Source organism: Streptosporangium amethystogenes subsp. fukuiense (assembly GCF_042665875.1).
In the GTDB taxonomy this organism is placed as follows: Bacteria; Actinomycetota; Actinomycetes; order Streptosporangiales; family Streptosporangiaceae; genus Streptosporangium; species Streptosporangium fukuiense.
In genome coordinates this window covers 9921608-9939677 of the sequence record NZ_JBHTEE010000001.1, presented here as the reverse complement: position 1 = coordinate 9939677, position 18070 = coordinate 9921608, and the positions used below count along the sequence as shown (strand labels likewise).

16 protein-coding genes are annotated in these 18070 nt (G+C 69.9%); 7 read left to right on the top strand and 9 right to left on the bottom strand.

The genetic code is table 11. From position 1 onward, the window contains the following. Positions 1–34 precede the first annotated feature (34 nt). From ACFQVD_RS44145 to ACFQVD_RS44135, 3 genes are all read left to right on the top strand, one after another. Positions 35–1168 carry a CaiB/BaiF CoA transferase family protein gene (locus ACFQVD_RS44145; RefSeq protein WP_343967831.1) on the top strand — a complete coding sequence of 378 codons (1134 nt, stop codon included), beginning with the start codon at positions 35–37 and terminating at the stop codon, positions 1166–1168. After that, entirely contained in the window at positions 1168–1821 is a 654-nt protein-coding gene (locus tag ACFQVD_RS44140) for a nitroreductase family protein (protein ID WP_343967834.1), read from the top strand. Before ACFQVD_RS44145 ends, ACFQVD_RS44140 begins: the two co-directional genes overlap by 1 nt. A gap of 199 nt (positions 1822–2020) precedes the next feature. Next, entirely contained in the window at positions 2021–3283 is a 1263-nt protein-coding gene (locus tag ACFQVD_RS44135; protein ID WP_343967836.1) for a cytochrome P450, read from the top strand. Positions 3284–3336: 53 nt separating this feature from the next. Here ACFQVD_RS44135 and ACFQVD_RS44130 read toward each other — a convergent pair whose 3' ends face one another. Together ACFQVD_RS44130 and ACFQVD_RS44125 are read right to left on the bottom strand one after the other, a co-directional pair. Beyond that, the gene (locus tag ACFQVD_RS44130; protein WP_386273996.1) at positions 3337–4449 is read right to left on the bottom strand and encodes an RNA-guided endonuclease InsQ/TnpB family protein; all 1113 of its coding nucleotides are present in this window, start codon (positions 4447–4449) and stop codon (positions 3337–3339) included. A gap of 171 nt (positions 4450–4620) precedes the next feature. Beyond that, a complete protein-coding gene (locus ACFQVD_RS44125) occupies positions 4621–5088 on the bottom strand; it encodes a GyrI-like domain-containing protein (RefSeq protein WP_343980261.1) in 468 nt (155 codons plus the stop codon). A 135-nt stretch (positions 5089–5223) separates the two neighbouring features. Here ACFQVD_RS44125 and ACFQVD_RS44120 point away from each other — a divergent pair, with 135 nt between their 5' ends. Both ACFQVD_RS44120 and ACFQVD_RS44115 read left to right on the top strand, forming a co-directional pair. Then, complete coding sequence (locus ACFQVD_RS44120; RefSeq protein WP_343980259.1) at positions 5224–6663, top strand: GuaB1 family IMP dehydrogenase-related protein; 1440 nt, start codon at positions 5224–5226, stop codon at positions 6661–6663. A 212-nt stretch (positions 6664–6875) separates the two neighbouring features. Continuing rightward, on the top strand, positions 6876–7748 hold the full coding sequence (locus tag ACFQVD_RS44115; protein ID WP_386273993.1) for a general stress protein: 873 nt from the start codon (positions 6876–6878) through the stop codon (positions 7746–7748). 68 nt (positions 7749–7816) lie between these two features. Here the strand turns inward: ACFQVD_RS44115 and ACFQVD_RS44110 are convergent, their stop codons facing one another. From ACFQVD_RS44110 to ACFQVD_RS44100, 3 genes are all read right to left on the bottom strand, one after another. Continuing rightward, the gene (locus ACFQVD_RS44110) at positions 7817–8767 is read right to left on the bottom strand and encodes a carbohydrate ABC transporter permease (protein ID WP_343980253.1); all 951 of its coding nucleotides are present in this window, start codon (positions 8765–8767) and stop codon (positions 7817–7819) included. A gap of 46 nt (positions 8768–8813) precedes the next feature. Then, on the bottom strand, positions 8814–9788 hold the full coding sequence (locus ACFQVD_RS44105) for a carbohydrate ABC transporter permease (RefSeq protein ID WP_343980250.1): 975 nt from the start codon (positions 9786–9788) through the stop codon (positions 8814–8816). An 81-nt stretch (positions 9789–9869) separates the two neighbouring features. Then, positions 9870–11225 carry an ABC transporter substrate-binding protein gene (locus ACFQVD_RS44100; RefSeq protein WP_343980247.1) on the bottom strand — a complete coding sequence of 452 codons (1356 nt, stop codon included), beginning with the start codon at positions 11223–11225 and terminating at the stop codon, positions 9870–9872. 193 nt (positions 11226–11418) lie between these two features. Between ACFQVD_RS44100 and ACFQVD_RS44095 the strand changes: the two genes are divergently transcribed. Together ACFQVD_RS44095 and ACFQVD_RS44090 are read left to right on the top strand one after the other, a co-directional pair. Beyond that, entirely contained in the window at positions 11419–12798 is a 1380-nt protein-coding gene (locus tag ACFQVD_RS44095; protein ID WP_343980243.1) for a GH1 family beta-glucosidase, read from the top strand. Between the two features lie 23 nt (positions 12799–12821). Then, positions 12822–13793: a LacI family DNA-binding transcriptional regulator gene (locus ACFQVD_RS44090; protein WP_343980239.1), complete on the top strand. Its 972-nt coding sequence runs from the start codon at positions 12822–12824 to the stop codon at positions 13791–13793. Here the strand turns inward: ACFQVD_RS44090 and ACFQVD_RS44085 are convergent. From ACFQVD_RS44085 to ACFQVD_RS44070, 4 genes are read right to left on the bottom strand one after another with little or no spacing between them, the layout of a single operon-like run. After that, complete coding sequence (locus ACFQVD_RS44085; RefSeq protein WP_343980235.1) at positions 13777–14772, bottom strand: LacI family DNA-binding transcriptional regulator; 996 nt, start codon at positions 14770–14772, stop codon at positions 13777–13779. The two genes, ACFQVD_RS44090 and ACFQVD_RS44085, sit on opposite strands and share 17 nt — an antisense overlap. Positions 14773–14781: 9 nt before the next feature. Next, positions 14782–16200 (bottom strand): GH1 family beta-glucosidase, encoded by a 1419-nt coding sequence (locus ACFQVD_RS44080; protein ID WP_343980232.1) that lies wholly within the window; start codon positions 16198–16200, stop codon positions 14782–14784. Further along, entirely contained in the window at positions 16197–17048 is an 852-nt protein-coding gene (locus ACFQVD_RS44075; protein ID WP_343980229.1) for a carbohydrate ABC transporter permease, read from the bottom strand. Before ACFQVD_RS44075 ends, ACFQVD_RS44080 begins: the two co-directional genes overlap by 4 nt. Beyond that, positions 17045–18016 carry a carbohydrate ABC transporter permease gene (locus tag ACFQVD_RS44070; RefSeq protein WP_343980226.1) on the bottom strand — a complete coding sequence of 324 codons (972 nt, stop codon included), beginning with the start codon at positions 18014–18016 and terminating at the stop codon, positions 17045–17047. Before ACFQVD_RS44070 ends, ACFQVD_RS44075 begins: the two co-directional genes overlap by 4 nt. Between the last annotated feature and the right edge of the window lie 54 nt (positions 18017–18070).

Here is an 18070-nt window from a genome sequence, read left to right as displayed (position 1 = left end):
ACTAGAGTCGATACCGCATCTGAGGAGAATATCGATGGAGCGCGTGACCAGGAAGGGCCCACTGGCCGGAGTCCGCGTGCTCGAACTGGCGGGGCTGGCTCCCGGGCCGTTCGCCGGGATGATGCTCGCCGACCATGGAGCCGAGGTGCTGCGCGTCGAGCGCGCGAGCGTCGTCGCCAAGGCGGGGGACAGCCCGCGCGCCGACGTGATGGACCGGGGCAAGAGAACGGTCGGCCTGGACCTGAAGTCCCCCGAGGGGGTGGCCGCGTTCAAGGAGCTGGCCCGCCATGCCGACGTGGTCATCGAGGTCTTCCGGCCCGGGGTCGCCGAACGCCTCGGCATCGGCCCCGACGACCTGCACGCGGTCAACCCGCGCCTGGTCTACGGGCGGATGACCGGCTGGGGTCAGGACGGCCCGCTCGCGCCGACCGCCGGGCACGACATCGACTACATCGCCATCTCCGGCGTGCTGTCGATGCTCGGCCGCGAGGGCGAGCGCCCCACCCCTCCGATCAACATCCTCGGCGACTTCGCCGGGGGCGGCCTCATGCTCGCGTACGGCGTGCTGCTCGCGCTGATCGAGCGGGAGCGGACCGGCGAGGGCCGGGTGATCGACGCCGCCATGGTGGACGGCGCGGCGACATTGTTCGCGATGTTCTACCACGGCGTGCAGACCGGCTTCTGGGGCCCGCGCGGCACGAACCTGCTCGACACCGGCGCGCCGATGTACGACACCTACGAGACCGCCGACGGCGGACATCTGGCCGTCGGCCCGCTGGAACCACAGTTCTGGGCGGAGATGGTCACGCTGATGGGGCTTGAGGACCTGCCCGACCGCAATGACAGAAAGCAGTGGCCCGCGCTTCGCGAGCGGCTGGCCGAGGCCTTCCGGTCAAGGACCCGCGCCGAGTGGGAGGCGGTCTTCGACGGCTCCGACGCGTGCGTCTCCCCCGTCCTGGAGATGGGCGAGGCCGCCGAACATCCGCACAACAAGGCCAGGGGCACCTTCGTCGAGGTCGGCGGCATCCGGCAGCCCGCCCCCGCGCCACGCCTGCTCGGGGTGGAGGAGCAGGACCTCTCCCCCGCCACCCGGCTGGCGGATCTGACCTCCTGGGGCCTGTCCGACCAGACCGCGGCAGAACTGCGCGAAGCGGGGGTGCTGGCCTGATGGACGTCTTCGAGGCTCTCTACACGACCAGGGCGATGCGCCGGGTCAAGCCGGACCCGATCCCCGAGGAGGTCCAGCGAAGCATCCTGGACGCCGCGGTCCGCGCGCCCAGCGGCGGCAACGTACAGAGCTGGCGCTTCCTGCTGGTCGACGACCTCGCGGTGAAGGAGCGGCTCGGGCCGCTCTACCGGAACGCGCTCGGACAGCTCTTCGAGGGCCACTACCGCCCGATGCGGGAGAGGGCCGAGGCCGAGGGCGACACCCGGACGCTCAACGTCCTGAACTCGGCGAAGCACCTGGCCGACCACTTCGAGGGCTATCCGCTGCTCCTGTTCGCGTTCAACCGCAACGACCCGTCCGGCGGCTCGATCTTCCCCGCGGTGTGGAACGCGCAGCTGGCCGCCCGCGCCCACGGTGTGGGCAGCGCGCTGACCAGCGTGCTCGGCCTTTTCCACGCGGAGGAGACGCTGCGGGTGCTCGGCGTGCCCGAGGGCAAGGGCTGGACCCTGGCCGCCACGGTCACCTTCGGCTACCCGACCGGACGATGGGGCGTCGCGCCCCGCCGCCCGGTGCACGAGGTGAGCTACCGCAACCGGTGGGGCCAGGACGTGGGCTTCGAGATTTCCGAACCCCTGTGGAGGCCGGAGGACTGAACCCCGGCGGCGCGGGGCCGCCCATCCGACGACGACACGACCTCGCCCGGACGCGTTGGCGCGACCGATCGGGCGGCTCGGCACAATCACCCGATGTTCCGGAGCTGACCATGCTTGATCACGCCGTTCACGCCGCGGCGGGCGCCTGCGGCCCCGCCTCCATCCCGGGACGCCTCGAAGGACGCGGGAGGGATCTTCGATGACCAGTCCGTTCTCAGAGGTGGGCCAGGAGATCGGGCGCCGCGTCGCGGCGGCGCCCGCGTCTCCCGAGTCGCCCGAGTCGCCCGGTGCCGCCGGGATCGACCTGCTCGACGGCGACATGTACGCCGGTGACCCGGGACCGGTGTACGCCTGGCTGCGCGAGCACGCGCCGGTCTATCACGACGCGGAGAACGCGCTGTGGGGCGTCTCCCGGCATGCCGACATCTCGGCGATCGAGCGCGATCCGAAACTGTGGTCCAACGCGGGCGGCTACCGGCCACAGCTCCCCAGCGACCCGTCGATGATCGGGATGGACGACCCGGAGCACGCCGAACGCCGACGTCTGGTCTACCGGCGCTTCACCCCGCGCCACGTGGCGGAGCGGTACGCCGGCCGGATACGCGCCGTCGTCACCGAACTCATCGACGAGGCGCTGGAGAGGCGCACCGTGGACGCCGTACCCGCGCTGGCCGCGCCGCTGCCGGGCCGGATGATCGGCTGGCTGCTCGGCTTCCCCGAGGAACGCTGGCCGGAGCTGGTGCACTGGTCGGAGACGACGGTCGCGGCCGGGGGCGGCCTGCGCTATGTCACTCATGAGGCCGCCGTCGCCGCCGGGGAGTTCGCCACCGCCGTCCTGGAACTGGCCGCCGAGCGGCGCGGCTGCCCGCGCGACGACCTGACGTCGATCTGGAGCCGGGAGGCCGGTTACGACGACGACCACCTGGCCAACGAGGCGCTGCTGCTGCTCGACGGCGGCGCCGAGACCACCAGGACCGTCATCGCCACCGCCATCGGCGCGCTGATCGACCACCCCGAGCAGTGGCGGATGCTGCGCGAGGACCCCTCGCTGATCGGGAACGCCGTCGAGGAGTTCGTCCGCTGGACCACCCCGGTCCTCAACATGTGCCGGAGCGCCACCCGCGACACGGTCCTGCACGGCCGGCGGATCCCCGCGGGCGGCCAGGTCCTGCTGATGTACGGCTCCGCCAACCGGGACCCCTCGGTCTTCACGGACCCGGACGTCTTCGATGTGACCCGTCCCGCCGGCGGCCACATCGCCTTCGGTCTCGGCACCCACTTCTGCCTGGGGGCGGCGCTGGCCCGGCTGGAACTGCGGATCTTCTTCGAGGAGTTCGTCCGCCGGATCGGTTCGGCCACCCGGGCGGACGAGCGGGGGCCGCGCATCCTGCCCAACGCCTTCGTCCGGGGGGTCACCTCCTTCCCGATCGTCCTGGAACCCCGGTCAGCTTCTCAGCCCTGAAGGGCTGAGCTCGCAGTTCCTCGCCGTCGGTGGCTTCGACGGTCTGGTCCGCGTCAGGCAGCGTGACTCACTGCCCAGCCTGTGACACCGCGTGAGGCGATGTTGCGGGCTGCGTTGACGTCGGCGTGCTCAGCGAAGCCGCACGACGTACAGGCGAAGGTTTCCCGGTCCGGCCGGTTGCGTTTGTCGACGTGGCCGCATGCCGAACACCCCTGGGAGGTGTACGCGGGGTCGACGTGGACCACGGCGACACCCGCGCGGGCGGCCTTGTAGGCGACGAATTGGCCGAGTTGGTGAAACGACCACGAGTGCAACGTGACCCGCTGGGGCTTGCGGAGCCGTACCCGCTCGCGGATGCCCTGGAGGTCTTCCAGGGCGATGCCGCGTCCGGTGCGTTGCGCCTCGGTCACGATGCTTTTGGAGATGCGGTGGTTGACGTCCCGGGCGAACCGGGACTCTTTACGACGGCGGGCCTTGAGCAGGCGTTTGGCGGACTTGGTCTGTTTGGTCTGCAGGCGGCGGCGCAGTTCCCGGTTGCGGTGCCGGACCGCGTTCAGGTGCCTGCCCGAGTGTCGTTCGCCGTCGCCGGTGGTGGCGATGTTGGCGATACCGAGGTCGACGCCGAGAAAGGCGTCGGGTTCGGTGACGTCGACATCGGGGACGTCACAGGTGGCGATCAGCAGCCACATGCCGTCGCGGTGGATCAGGTCGGATTCGCCCTTGCGGTAGGCGGCCAGCGCGCGGGCCTGGTCGTCGGAGCAGGCGAACCGGATGCCTTTCATCCGGCCGCCGGTGGTCCAGATGCTCACGGTGCGGGCCTCGACCTGCCAGGACAGGCACCGATCGTCGAACGGCTGGGCAGCGTCCGGGCGGAAGGCGATCGGCTTGGCCAGAGGCTTGCGAAGCTCCGCGCTCACCTGGGCTTTCACCGTCGTGTAGGCGTCGGAGACCTTCTTGATGACATGCTGGGCGGGCTGGGCCGACAGGCCCATGGCCTTCAGCTCGCCGTAGGAGTGCACCCGCAGGTCGTAGTTGCGGAACACCTTCCTCTCCCACGCGACGCGAGAGACGAGATTGGCGGCTTCGTTGCACAGACGCAGCGTGTCCGCCAGCGCCGCCTCCTGGGCGGGCGTGGGGAACAGTCGGACCTGCACAACGAATTTCACACTGTGAAGTTTAGCGTTGATTCGTCAAACGCGCGGCACCGTATGCGATTCCTCTCGGGCCTGAAAACCCGAGGTTCCTCACAAGCACTGCTGAACGCGCACCCCCAGTGGCCGACTCCTTCCCCGCCGTCCTGAACCCGCCCCGGCGCGGCAGGAGCCGCGCCGGGCCGCTCAGCGCATCGGGGACAGGACCGCCGCGTAGATGTCGGCGCCCTCGGGGTGGTGCACCTCCACGTCGGTGGTGAAAGCCCGCGGCGGGGTTCCTCCCGACTCGGTGTGCTTCCACAGCCGCTGCCACTCCTCGGTCAGCGCGTCCGGCATCTGCCCCCTGGCCTCCAGCTTCAGCGAGGGCACCCCCGGCACCCGGACCGCCACCATGCCCTCGGGCAGCGCGGCGGCACTGCGCACGGCCACCCCGACGATCTGGGTATAGGCGCCGTTGTGGTCGCTCTCGTAGTCGGTGAGCACCGCGTAGATGTTCTCGTCGACCCGTCCCGGCACGTGCGCGAAGGCCCCGGGGGCCCCCGCCCTCGCCCACAGCGCGCGGAGCCTCCCCCGACCCGGCTCCGCCTCGTCGGCGTTCGATGTTCGTACGGCATGGCCTACTACGAGCATCTCGGGCCGATCAACCAGGATCACAACGCCTCCTCATAGCCACCCACTTACTCACGCAAACCGGATCTTAGCCTCCGCTCCGACCTGCTGGATCCTCTTGGAGAGCAAGGAAAGGGGGAACGTTCACCTCTGGCAATTCGCGGGATAAGGTGGAATAACGTGAAATTTCTTAATGAGTCGGTACCGGCCTACGACCTGACCTACAGCGACGTGTTCATGGTGCCGTCGCTCTCCTCCGTCGACTCACGGCTCGCCGTCGATCTCTCCAGCAGGGACGGCACCGGGACCACCATCCCCATCGTGGTCGCCAACATGACGGCCGTGGCGGGAAAGCGGATGGCCGAGACCGTCGCGCGCCGGGGCGGCATCACCGTGATCCCGCAGGACATCCCGATCGACGTGGTCGCAGGCGTCGTCGACTGGGTCAAAAAGCGCGACCTGGTCCACGACACACCGCTGACGCTCACCCCGCACGACACCGTCGGCGAGGCGCTCAACCTGCTGCCCAAACGGGCCCACGGCGCGATCATCGTCGTCGACTGGGAGAACCGCCCGGTCGGCGTGGTCACCGAGGGCGACTGTTCCGGCGTGGACATGTACACGCAGCTCTCCCGGGTGATGTCCGACAACCTGCTCACCCTGCCCACCGGGCTCGACCCCCGCGAGGTCTTCGACCGCCTCCACGAGGGCCGCCACCGGCTCGCCCCGGTCGTGGACGGCGACGGCCGGCTGGTCGGCATCCTGACCAGGACCGGCGCGCTGCGCGCCACCCTGTACCAGCCCGCGGTCGACGCCTCGGGCAGGCTCCGCGTCGCCGCGGCCGTCGGCGTCAACGGCGACGTGGCCGCCAGGGCCAAGGAGATCCTCGACGCCGGGGTGGACTGCCTGGTGGTGGACACCGCCCACGGCCACCAGGAGAAGATGATCAGCGCCCTGCGGGCGGTCCGCGCGCTCGACCCCGGCGTACCCGTCGCGGCGGGCAACGTCGTCACCGCCGAGGGCGTGCGCGACCTGGTCGACGCGGGAGCCGACATCCTGAAGGTCGGCGTCGGCCCCGGGGCCATGTGCACCACCCGGATGATGACCGGTGTGGGCCGCCCGCAGTTCTCCGCCGTACTGGAGTGCTCCGCCGAGGCCCGCAGGCTGGGCCGCCACGTGTGGGCCGACGGAGGCGTCCGCCACCCCCGCGACGTGGCCCTGGCCCTGGCCGCCGGGGCGTCCAACGTGATGATCGGCTCCTGGTTCGCCGGTACCTACGAGTCGCCCGGCGACACCCGTACCGCTCCCGACGGGCGCAAGTACAAGGAGAACTTCGGGATGGCCTCGGCCCGCGCGGTGATGCTGCGCACCGCCGAGGACTCCCCCTTCGAGCGGGCCCGCAAGGCACTGTTCGAGGAGGGCATCTCCACCTCCAGGATGTACCTCGACCCGGCCATGCCCAGCGTCGAGGACCAGATCGACGCCATCGTGGCCGGCCTGCGCTCCTCGTGCACCTACGCGGGCGCCGCCACGCTGGAGGAGTTCCACGAGCGCGCGGTGATCGGTGTGCAGAGCGCGTCCGGCTACACCGAGGGCATGCCGCTCCACCAGAGTTGGTGACTCACCCGCCGGGGTGAGGCGCCGCCGTCCCCACGGCGCCCACCCCTCCCGGGACGTCCTCGCCGCACCGGTGGTCACCACCGGGCCCGCGCCGCGCCGCCGGCTGGACTCCCCCACCTCGCGGCAAGTTGCCGATGCGGGCGCGCATCCTGTCGCCGCCACGGGGTAGTCGGACCGTCGAGTCGTCCCCCACCCCCGAAAGGCGAGCACCCATGAACGAGACGCCCACCGGCCTGGACACGCAGGTCGTGGTGGACCGGAGGGTCCTGGCAGGCTACGACAACTACCTCGCGGCGCAGCGAACCGTGGACGGGCTCTCCGACGCGGGCTTCCCCGTCGAGAACGTGGCGATCGTCGGCAGCGACCTGAAACTCGAGGAGACCGTCACCGGCAGGGTGACCAACGGCCGGGCCGCGCTCACCGGAGCGGGCAGCGGTGCGGCCTTCGGCGCCGTGGTCGGGATGTTCCTCGGATTGTTCACCTCGACCACGCTGTCGTTCATCGTGCTCGTGCTCTGGGCCGCGCTGTGGGGCGCCGTGATGGGCGCCGCGTTCGGGTTCATCAACCATGTCTTCACCCGCGGCAAGCGGGACTTCGCCTCGCGCAGCGCGATCGTCGCCGGCCGCTACGACGTGCTGGTCACGGCCTCGCACCTGGACCACGCCCGCGCCATCCTGGAGTCGTCGCTCCCCGGTCCGGCCGACACCGTCGTCGTGGAGGTCCCGCCGTCGGCCGGTATGTACGACCCCGCCGCCGCGCAGACCACCGCCCCCGGCCACGCCACCCCCGCGCAGCCGCTCACCACGGACATCCCCCCGCAGCCGACCGCTCCCGGCCTCTCCGGCCGCCCGGTCACCTCCAACCTCCCCCCGCAGCCGGTCACCCCCGGCCTCTCCGCGCAGCCGGCCACCCCGGCTCCGCCCTCGGCCAGGCCGGTCACCTCCGCCCCTGACGCCCCCACTGGCACGCCGGGCACCGAGGACCGGCCCGCCCCGCCGCGGCCGAACGCCGCGGAGCACCCGGTCCCCTCGAAGGTGACCTCTCCCGACACCCGGCCGGCCGCGCCGGAACCGCCCCGCTCCTGAGGCGAACCCGGTACGTCCCGGGTGCCCGGGACGTACCGGAGACAGGCGGCCGAGAGCCCGGGGCCGGTTCAGCCCTTGACGCTGCCGGCGAGCAGGCCACGGACGAAGTAGCGCTGCATCGACAGGAAGACGATCAGCGGGATGACCAGCGAGACGAACGCGCCCGAGGTCAGGCGTTGCCACTCGTTGCCCTTGGTACCGGCCATCTGCGCCAGGCGTACGGTCATCGGCGCGCTGTCCGGAGTGCCGCCGGCGAAGATCAGGGCCACCAGCAGGTCGTTCCAGACCCAGAGGAACTGGAAGATGGCGAAGGTCGCCAGCGCGGGCCCGACCAGCGGCAGCACGATCGTGCGCAGCACCTTCCCGTGGCTGGCCCCGTCCACCCTGGCCGCCTCCATGAGCTCGCCGGGGAGCTCGGACATGAAGTTGTGCAGCAGGAAGACGCCCAGCGGCAGCGCGAAGCAGGTGTGCGCGAACCAGACCTGGACGAAGCGGGCCGGCCCCTCCAGGTCCCAGGCCGGCAGCAGCTGGACGCCGAAGACGGCCACGCCCTCGGAGAAGAACGACAGCAGCGGTACCAGCGACATCTGCAGCGGCACGATCTGCAGCGCGAAGATGCCGATGTAGATCCACTCACGCCCGCGGAACGGCAGCCAGGCCAGCGCGTACGCCGCGAAGGTGGCCAGCGCCAGCGGGAAGAGCACCGACGGGATCGTGATGACCACCGAGTTGATCAGGAAGCTCATCATCTGGCCGGACGACGAGGAGGTGCCGAACAGGACCTGCTGGTAGTTCTCCAGCGTGAGCTGCGGATCGGAGAAGAACGTCCACCAGCCGGTGGTCTTGATCTGGTCCTCCGGGCGCAGCGAGGAGAGCAGCAGGCCGAAGGTCGGGGTGGTCCACAGGACGGCGATGACGATCGCGACGGCACTGGCGGCCCGGCCGCTCAACCGCCGCCGTACGCGTTGCGGCGCGTTCTCCACCCGGGTCCGCACCGCGGTCTGGGTCAACGTGGCCACGTGGCCTCCTCCGTCCGGGGCGTGCTCGCGCAGCCTGATCGCCCGGTCACCTCAGGGCCTCCCTGCGCTGGCGGATCTGGTAGATCACGATCGGGGTGACCAGTACGAACAGGAAGACCGCGAGGGCCGCGCCCTTGCCCGTCTCGCCGTACCTGAAGGCCTGGTTGTACATCTCGTTGGCGATGACGCTGGTGTCGAACTGGCCGCCGGTCATGGTGCGGACGATGTCGAACAGCTTGAGCGTGCCGATCGACTGGGTGACCGCCACGACGACGATGGCCGAGCGGATGGAGGGCAGCGTCACCCTGAAGAACATCTGCAGCGGGGTGGCCCCGTCCAGCTTGGCGGCCTCGACGATCTCGGCGGGGATGCCCTTGATGGCCGCCGAGAGCACGACGGTGGCGAAGCCCGCCTGGATCCAGACCATGACCACGATCAGGAAGAGCGTGTTGATCGGGGGTTCCTGGAGCCACTGCTGCGGCTCGCCGCCGAAGGCGACCACGAGCTGGTTGAGCAGGCCGATCTGGTCCTGCTCCTCGGAGCGGTAGGCGTAGACGAAGCGCCAGATGATGCCCGCGCCGACGAAGGAGATCGCCATCGGCAGGAAGACCAGCGACTTGGCGAGCGCCTCGAAGCGGGTGCGGTCCACCAGGACGGCGTAGACCAGACCGACCGAGGTCACGAGCAGCGGGACGAGCAGCACCCAGATCAGGGTGTTGCGCAGTACGGTCACCGCTTCCGGCTGGGTGAACATCCAGCCGTAGTTGTCCATGCCGACCCACTGCTGGCCGTCACCGCTCATGAACGACAGCAGGGTGGTCCGCACGGCCGGGATGACCAGGCCGATGATGAGCAGCAGGAGTGCGGGCAGCAGCAGGATGGTGGCGTGGGTCCAGGCGCGCCGGCGCATCGGGGCGCGGTCGACCAGCACCAGTATCACCGCGACCACCACCAGGAACGCGGCGACGCCGATCAGCAGTTGGACGAGTTTGGGCAGTTCGGCGGCGAAGTCGAAGTCCATCGGAGGATCTCCCGGGAGGATCGGGCCGGGGGGACGACGGTCCGGTCCCGCAGGCCGCGGGACCGGACCTATCGAGTTATGTCAGGACTTGGGCCAGGAGGCCTCGATGTAGTCGAGGACCGTCTTGGTGTCCTTGCCGTTGATCCAGTCGGTCATGCCCTTCCAGAACGTGCCCGCGCCCACCGCGGCCGGCATCAGGTCCGAGCCGTCGAAGCGGAAGATCGTGCTCGGGTCCTGCAGCATCTCCATGGAGAGCTTGTCGATCGGGTTCTGGGCGTTGGCCGGGTCGACGCCCTTGCGGGCGGTGACGTAGGTGCCCAGCTTCATGCGGGCGGTGGGGAACTCGGCCGAGGCCAGGTAGGCCTGGACCGCCTGGACCTCGGGACGGTCGGCGAAGGCCGCCACGAACTCGCCCGCGCCGAGCACCGGCTTCTTGGCCGGGTCGTTGCCCGGCAGGTAGAAGGCGAACACGTCGCCGTCCTCGGCGACCTTGGTGCCCTCGGGCCAGAAGTTGGCGTAGAAGGACGCCTGGCGGTGCAGGGCGCACTTGCCCTGGGTGATCGGGACGCCGCCCTCCTGGAAGGCGGTGCTGGCGATCGACTTGACCGGGCCGTATCCGCCGTTGACGAACTTGTCGTTCTTGAGGATCGCACCGACCTTGTCCACCGCCGCGACGACCTTGGGGTCGTTGAAGGCCAGCTTGTGGGCCACCCAGTCGTCGTACCCCTCGGGGCCGATCTCCCGGAGCAGGATGTCCTCGATCCAGTCGGTGGCCGGCCAGCCGGTCGCGTCACCGGACTCGATGCCCGCGCACCACGGCTTGACGCCGGTGCCGGCGATCGTGGTGCTGAGCGTCATGAGCTCGTCCCAGGTCTTGGGGACGGCCCAGCCCTTCTCGGTGAACATCTTCGGCGAGTACCACACGAAGGACTTCACACTGGCGCCCAGCGGGGCACCGTAGAAGGTGCCGTCGACCGTGGCGTACTTGGCCCAGTCCTCCGACCAGCCCTCGGCGGTGAGTTTCTTGACCTCCTCGGAGGCGGGCTTGAGCTTGCCGGCCTTGGCGAAGCGCTCCAGGAGGCCCGGCTGGGGGAAGAAGGCGATGTCTGGGGGGTTGCCGCCGTCCGCGCGGACCTGAATCTGGGCCTCGAACTCGCCGGTGCCCTCGTAGGTGATCTTCATTCCGGTGCACGTGGCGAACGGCTTCCACGCCTGTTCGAAGAGGTCGGCCTCCACGTCGCGGATCGGCGAGTAGATGCTGACGGTCTTGCCCTCGTGCTTGCCGTACTGGCTGAATGCGGCGCATTCGGGGGACGTGCTGCTGCCGCCGCCCGCCGATGGCTTGGCCTCCGTGGATCCGCATGCGGTGGCGACCAGCGCCAGCCCTATGGTGCCCGCCACCAGGACGGCACGATTGGGCCGAGAGAGGAGCGACATGGACCTTCCTCCATATGTACATTGCCGGGGAGTGAGAGAGCGCTCTCTGGAAGAATTGTCCGCACACCACGCAATGTCAAGAACTGTGATATTACGGTTACAGTCTCATTTTTCTTGACACGATCCGTGCGATACCGTGATGCTCGTGAGAGCGCTCTCACGAAACAGCCACACAGAATGGGACGGTGAGGACATGACCATGTCCGCCGAAAAGTCCTACGACCTTCGGGACTCCGGCGTGCTGAGGTTTCCCGAGGGCTTCGTCTGGGGTGCCGCGACCGCGGCCTACCAGATCGAGGGCGCAGCCCGGGACGACGGCAGGGGGCCCTCGATCTGGGACACCTTCTCCCGGACCCCTGGCAAGGTCTACTCGGGTCACACCGGTGACGTCGCGTGCGACCACTACCACCGCTATCCCGAGGACGTCGCCATCATGCGCGACCTCGGCCTCGCGGCCTACCGCTTCTCCATCTCCTGGCCCCGCCTGCAGCCCGACGGCTCGGGCCCGGTGAACCCGCGCGGTCTGGACTTCTACGACCGCCTCGTCGACGAACTCCTCGGCGCGGGCATCACCCCGATCGTGACGCTCTACCACTGGGACCTGCCGCAGACCCTGGAGGATCTCGGCGGCTGGACCAACAGGGAGACCGCCGCGCACTTCGCCGACTACGCCGCGATCGCGCACGGCCGGCTGGGTGACCGGGTCGAGACCTGGACCACCCTGAACGAGCCCTGGTGCTCGGCCTTCCTCGGGTACGCCTCGGGCATCCACGCCCCCGGCCTCGCCGAGCCCGCGCTGGGCTTCGCCGCCACCCACCACCTGCTGCTCGGCCACGGCCTGGCCGTCCAGGCACTGCGCGCCTCCGGCGCCACCAAGGTCGGCATCACGCTCAACCTCGCCCCCGTGCTCGGCGACGACGTCGCGGCGACCGAGCTCGTCGACGGCCTGCAGAACCGGATCTTCCTGGACCCGGTGCTCCGCGGCGAGTATCCCGCCGACGTCGTGGAGCGGGCCCGCCGTTTCACCGACTGGTCCTTCGTGCGGGACGGGGACCTGGAGACCATCAGCCGGCCGATCGACCTGCTGGGCGTGAACTACTACCACCCGCAGACCGTGGCCGCCCGCACCGGTGAGCCCGCCAACCCCGTCTACCCGGGCAGCGAGGGCATCGCCTTCGGTCTCGCCGACGCGCCGAAGACCGCGATGGGCTGGCCGGTCCAGCCGTTCGGCCTGACCGATCTGCTCCTGCGGCTCTCGCGCGACTATCCGGGCACCCCACTGATCATCACCGAGAACGGCGCCGCCTACGACGACGTCGTCGAGGACGGCGAGGTGCACGACGTCGGCCGCCTCTCCTATCTCGACGGGCACCTGCGCGCGGCGCACGCGGCCATCGAGGGTGGTGCGGACCTACGCGGTTACCTCGTCTGGTCCCTGCTGGACAACTTCGAGTGGGCCGAAGGGTACCGCAAACGCTTTGGCGTCGTACACGTCGATTACGGAACCCAACGCCGTACCCCCAAGGACAGCGCCCTGTGGTACAGCAAGGTAGTACGCCGGAACGGGCTGTGAGGGCCCGGCCAACCCTGGAGAAGGTGGCTGCCCGGGCCGGTGTGTCCCGGGCGACCGCCTCACGCGTGGTCAACGGCTCCACGCGCGTGGCGCCGGAGATACGCGAGGCGGTCAACCGCGCCGTGGACGAACTGGGCTACGTGCCCAACCAGGCGGCACGGAGCCTGGTCACCCAGCGGGCCGACTCGATCGCCCTCGTCTTCCCCGAACCGGCGACCCGGGTCTTCTCCGAGGACCCCACCTTCTCCGGGATCATCCGGGGGGTCAGCATGGAGATCGAGGAGGCCGACAAGCAGCTCGTGCTGATGCTCACCGGCCTGGCCGGCGGCTACCAGCGGGTCGAGCGCTACGCCACCAACGGCCATGTGGACGGCGTGATCATCGCCTCTATGCACGGAACCGACCCGCTGCCCGGCGTCCTCGCCAGGCGCGGCGTGCCGGTGGTGTGCAGCGGCCGGCCCAGCGTGCCCAGCAGCCTGCCGTACGTGGACATGGACAACGTCGGCGGTGCCGAGCGCGCGGTGCGGCACCTGATGGAGCAGGGGCGCCGCCGGATCGCCACCATCGCGGGACCGCAGGACATGATCGCCGGGATCGACCGGCTCAACGGCTACCGCGCCGTGCTGCGTGACTCCGACCGCCGCTCCATCGTCGCGGTCGGCGACTTCACCCGGGAGTCGGGTACGTCGGCGATGCGGCAGCTGCTCGCCGACGACCCGGAGCTCGACGCGGTGTTCGTGGCCAACGACCTGATGGCACTGGGCGCGCTCACGGCCCTGCGCCAGGCGGGGCGGCAGGTGCCCGGCGACGTCGCGGTGGTCGGCTTCGACGACATCCCCGCCGCGTCCTACACCGAACCCCCGCTGACCACGGTCAGGCAGCCGACCGTCGAGATGGGGCGGAGGCTCGCCCGCATGGTGCTCGATTTGGAGGAGAAGGCACAGGTGATGCTCCCCACCGAACTGGTCGTCCGGGGGTCTACGACGACGCCCTGACGACCAGTTCGGTGGCGACGATCACGGTCTCGGCGGGCCCCCCGTCGAGGAGGCCGAGCAGGAGGCGGACCATGGCCGCGGCCTGCTCGGCGTGCGGGGTGTGGATGGTCGTGAGCGGCGGGTCGGTGTAGCGGGCGGCCTCTATGTCGTCGTAACCGACGATCGCGACGTCCCCGGGGATCTGCCGCCCCGCCTGGCGGAGTGCGTGCATGGCGCCGATCGCCATCAGGTCGTTGGCGGCGAAGACCGCGTCGAGCTCCGGGTCGTCGGCGAGCAGCTGCCGCATCGCGATCGCCCCGGACTCCCGGGTGAAGTCGCCGACCGCGATGATGGAGCGGCGGTCGGAGTCGCGGAGCACCTCGCGGTACCCGGCCAGCCGGTCCTGGCCGCCGATCATGTCCAGCGGCCCGGCGATGGTGGCGATGCGCCGCCTGCCCTGCTCCAGCAGGTGCCGCACGGCGGTGGCCGCGCCGGCGACGTTGTCGTTGTCGACGTACGGCATCGCGACCGGCACGGCCGGCCTGCCGTAGGAGACGACCGGGACGCGCAGCCGGGTGAGCGCGACCGGCAGCGGGTCGGCGCCGTGGCTCGACACGAGCATGACGCCGTCGACGTGACCGCCGGCTATGTAGTTCTCCACCCGGGCGTGGCTCTCCGGCGACCCGGCCAGCAGCAGCACGACCTGCTTGTTGACGGCCTCCAGCTCCAGGCTGGCCGAGCGGATGACCGTGGAGAACATCGGGTCGTCGGAGAACACCCGGTTCGGCGACTCCGAGACGACCAGCGCGACCGAGTTGGTCCGCTGGGTCGCGAGGTTCCTCGCCGCCCCGTTGGGCACGTAGCCGAGCTCGTTCACCGCGCGCATGACCAGTTCTCGGATGTCGGCGGTGACCGTGGTCTGGCCGTTCACCACCCGGGAGACTGTCGACCGGGAGACCCCGGCACGGGCGGCGACCGCCTCCAGGGTGGGTCGTTTCATCGTGTTCCTCTACAATCCGTTGCGCGCGATGACCTCGCGATACCAGAGCGCGCTGTCCTTGAGCAGGCGCCGCTGGGTGGCGAAGTCGACATGTACGATCCCGAACCTCCGCCGGTACCCCTCGGCCCATTCGAAATTATCCAGCAGGGACCAGAGCAGGTAACCACGCACGTCCGCCCCGTCCGCGATCGCGGCGTGCACGGCGCGCAGGTGGCCGTCCAGATAGTCGGTCCTGCGCGCGTCGTGGACGCGGCCGTCCTCCACGACGTCGTCGAATGCCGCGCCGTTCTCCGTGATGATCAGGCCGACCTCCGGGTAGTCGTCGGAGAGCCGCACCAGCAGGCGGGAGAGCCCGTTCGGCACGATCGGCCAGCCCATCGCGGTGGCCGGCACGCCGTCCACCGGGCAGAACCTGATGTCCTCGCTGCCCGGCCACGCCGCGTCGGCCGCCCGCCCCGGATCCGACTCCACCACGCATGGGTTGTAGTAGTTGATCCCCAGCAGGTCGATCGGCTGGTTGATGATCGCCAGGTCGCCGTCCCGGATGTGCTCGACGCCCCCGTTGCGCCCGACGATGTCGAGGAACTCGGCGGGATACTCCCCGCGCACTGCGGGGTCGACGAACTGCCTGGTCAGCAGGGTGTCGATCCGGCCGACCGCCTCCGCGTCCGCCTCCGAGGGCGCGGCCCCCGGATCGGCCACCTGAGCCGGGGTGATCACCGGCGACAGGTTGAGGACCAGCGAGATCTCTCGTGCGCCCGCCTCGCGGAGCGCCCGTGCCGCCAGCCCGTGTCCCAGCAGCATGTGGTGGGCCGCGCGGAAGGCCGCCGCGGGGTCGGTCCTGCCGGGCGCGTGCACCCCGTTGCCGTAGCCGAGGAAGGCCGCCACCCACGGCTCGTTGAGGGTCGTCCAGTTGTGGACGCGATCCCCCAGCCGCGCGTACACGGCCGCCGCGTACTCGGCGAACCGGTAGGCGGTGTCGCGCTCGGGCCACCCCCCCGCGTCCTCCAGCGCCTGCGGAAGATCCCAGTGGTAGAGGGTGACGTACGGCGTGATGCCCGCCTCCAGCAGCCGGTCCACCAGGCGGCTGTAGAAGTCCAGGCCCCGCGCGTTGACAGGGCCGCTCCCGTGCGGCTGGACCCTGGGCCAGGCCACCGAGAACCGGTACGCCGCCAGGCCCAGCTCGCTCATCAGCGAGACGTCGTCGGCGTGACGGAAGTAGTGGTCGCACGCCACGTCGCCGGTGTCGCCCCCGGCGACCTTGCCCGGGGTACGCGAGAAGGTGTCCCAGATCGAGGGCCCGCGGCCGTCCTCCTTCGCGGCCCCCTCGATCTGGTAGGACGCGGTGGCCGCACCCCAGACGAAACCGGTGGGGAAGTCCGCACGCCCTTCCGTAAGAGTGGCCCCCCGAGTGCCGACGACGGTCATCCTTTCACCGCTCCCTGCATGATTCCTCCGATGATCTGTTTACCGAGAAGAGCGAACACCAGCATCAGCGGCAGGGTGCCGAGCGTGGTGCCCGCCAGGCCGAGCACGTAGTCGTTGACGTACCCGCTGGCCAGTGTGGACAGGGCGACCTGCACCGTCGGATCCTCCGGGGTCAGCACGACCAGCGGCCAGAAGTAGTCGTTCCAGACGGACATGAAGGTGAGCATGCCCAGCACCGCCGCCGCCGGGCGGGCGGCCGGAAGCACGACGTGCCAGAACAGGCCCCAGGTGCTGCAGCCGTCGACCCGGCCGGCCTCGAGCAGCTCGGTCGGCAGTGCCCGGGACAGGTACTGGGTCATGAAGAACACGCCGAACGCGTTGACGAGCGCGGGCACGATCAGCGCGTACATGGTGCCGGTCCACTCCAGCTTCACCATCAGCATGTACAGCGGGATGATGCCGAGCTGGGTCGGCACCATCATGGTCGCCACGGTGAGCAGGAGCAGGGCGTTGCGGCCGCGGAAACGCAGCTTGGCGAAGGCGAACCCGGCCAGCGTGGAGAAGAACATCACCGCGATCGCGACGGAGCCGGAGACCAGGACGGAGTTGACCATCGCCAGGGCGAAGGGGACGGTGTCGAAGACGCGGGCGACGTTGGCGAAGAAGTTGCCGCCGGGCACCAGCGGCGGCGGGACGTCGGCCAGGGCCGCGTTGTCGCGGGAGGCCACCACGATGCTGTAGTAGAGCGGCAGCATGGAGAAGAACGCCACCGCCGCCAGCGTGAGATAGGTGAGCCTGCGGGCGGCCTCGGAGCGCCGGGTTCCGGAGACGGCGGTGCGGGCGCTCACGTCAGCCCTCCCTTCGCGCGGCGGGTGATCAGGTAGTTGACGCCGGCGACCAGGACGATGAAGACGAACATCATCCAGGAGATGGCCGAGGCGTAGCCGAAGTCGAGCTTGGTGAAGTTCTCGTAGATGAACAGCGAGAGCGTCTGGTACTGCCGGTCCACCCCTCCGGTGATCATGTAGGAGCCGAACAGCAGCGGCTCGGCGAGGATCTGCATGGCGCCGATCGTCGAGGTGATGACGACGAAGACGATCGTGGGCCTGATCATCGGGACGGTGATCCTGCGGAGCTGGGTCATGTCGCTCGCGCCGTCGAGGGTGGCCGCCTCGTACAGCTCACGCGGCACGGCCTGCATGGCCGCCAGGAAGATCAGCGCGTTGTAGCCCGTCCACCGCCACATGATCATGATGGAGATGGCGACGTGGGAGCTCAGCACGCCCTCGTTCCAGGCGACACCGCCGACGCCGAACAGCGACAGCATCCAGTTGATCATGCCGAAGTCGCGGCCGAAGAGCTGGCTGAAGATGACCACCACCGCGACCACGCTGGTCACGTTGGGCAGCAGCAGCGTGATGCGGAAGAAGGTCTGCGCCCGCAACGGCCGGTTCAGCAGGTGGGCCAGCCAGATGGCCAGCAGCAGTTGCGGAACCGTGGACAGCACCCCGATGGACAGGGTGTTGAAGGTGGCGTTCCAGAAGTAGTCGTCGGCGAGCAGCGTCCTGAAGTTCTCCAGGCCGACGAAGGGCTGCTCGTCCCGGAGCAGCGTCCACTCGTGCAGGCTCACCCAGGCGGTGTAGGCCAGGGGGAACAGCCCGAAGGCGGAGAACAGCAGGAAGAACGGGGCCACGTACGCGTACGGCGAGCCTTTGACGTCGAGTTGGTGGACCAGGTGGCGCTGGAGGCGGCGGCGAGGCCCCGTCGGCTTGCCCGCCGGGACAGCCGCCAGGCGATCGGGTGCCCGAGTGGCCATGGCAGCTCCTTTCGATGATTCGCTGTGGAAGAGCGGCGTACGGCTCATGTGGAC